The following is a 1,058-nucleotide window of genomic DNA, read 5'->3' on the forward strand; positions in this document are numbered from 1 at the left end:
GCCAGCCTTGCGGACATTGGTGACAACCACAGATCAATTGATCCGATTTGGCGCCGTCAACTGGTTGGGGATATTCGACAGTACACCAATCTGGATATCCTGCTGCTAACCAAGCGCCCTCAGAACATCCCGACCCTGTACCCGGACCTTATGGAGGATTGGCCTTCGAATGCTTGGATCGGGACAACGGTTGAGAACCAGGTGGAAGCGGATCGGCGGATACCTCGTTTGTTGAAGCTTCCAGCACCCGTGCGTTTTGCGTCGGTTGAGCCCCTGCTTGGCCCTGTAGATTTAACTTCGCTTCCCTATGGGATGCCGATTGGCAATGCGCCAAGCTATCAGGACGCTTTGCGCGGCAAGATCTGGATGCAAGAGGGTTCTGTGACCTAGCCGACAGACAGCCGCGCTACGGTGAATGGCCGTACCTATGTCGACTTATGCGGCTATCTCTCATGGGTCATAGTCGGCGGTGAAACCGGCAAAGGTGGCAGACCGATGCACCCTGACTGGGTCCGGTCAATCCGGGACCAATGCGCCGCCGCTGGTGTTCCATTTTTGGTGAAGCAGTGGGGCGATTGGCTACCGTGGGAACCGGAATATGATCCCTGCTGGAAATCGCAAAACGGCAAGTCCGAAGACCAACACGTCCTATTCCCCTCCGACATAGATAACGATCCCAAATGGGACGATGGCCTTTCATTCATCAATGAAGGACAGGAACACGCCGTGTTTCAGAAGGTGGGAAAGAAGGTAGCAGGCCGCCTGCTCGATGGCGTTCTGCATAACGAGTACCCGACAACAGGAGATATACGATGACCAAGCAACCCAAATGGACGCAGGGGCCTTGGGTCTATCGGGAGATCCCTTTCAACAAAGATGGTTTGACAGGTTTCACCGTCAATACCGGAGATGCTGAGACTGAAATTTGTGAGATTTCTCCAAAGCCCAACCCTGTCGCCGTAAATATCGAGAATGCTCGACTAATAGCCGCAGCGCCGGAGCTGTTCGGCGCCGCGCAGCTGGCTCTTCAAATAGCTGAACACACAATCCGCAGCGAG

General features: G+C 54.6%; 1 protein-coding gene and 1 pseudogene. Both read left to right on the forward strand.

Annotated features, from left to right (window positions below):
- Positions 1–60: 60 nt before the first annotated feature.
- A pseudogene (locus tag TRICHSKD4_RS31980) lies at positions 61–816 on the forward strand (DUF5131 family protein).
- Positions 813–1,058, forward strand: a 246-nt coding sequence (locus TRICHSKD4_RS27785) for a hypothetical protein (protein WP_040617716.1), incomplete at its 3' end; no start/stop codon positions are given. The pseudogene TRICHSKD4_RS31980 and the gene TRICHSKD4_RS27785, both read left to right, overlap by 4 nt.

The sequence above is a fragment of the Roseibium sp. TrichSKD4 genome (genome assembly GCF_000148725.1).
GTDB lineage: Bacteria > Pseudomonadota > Alphaproteobacteria > Rhizobiales > Stappiaceae > Roseibium.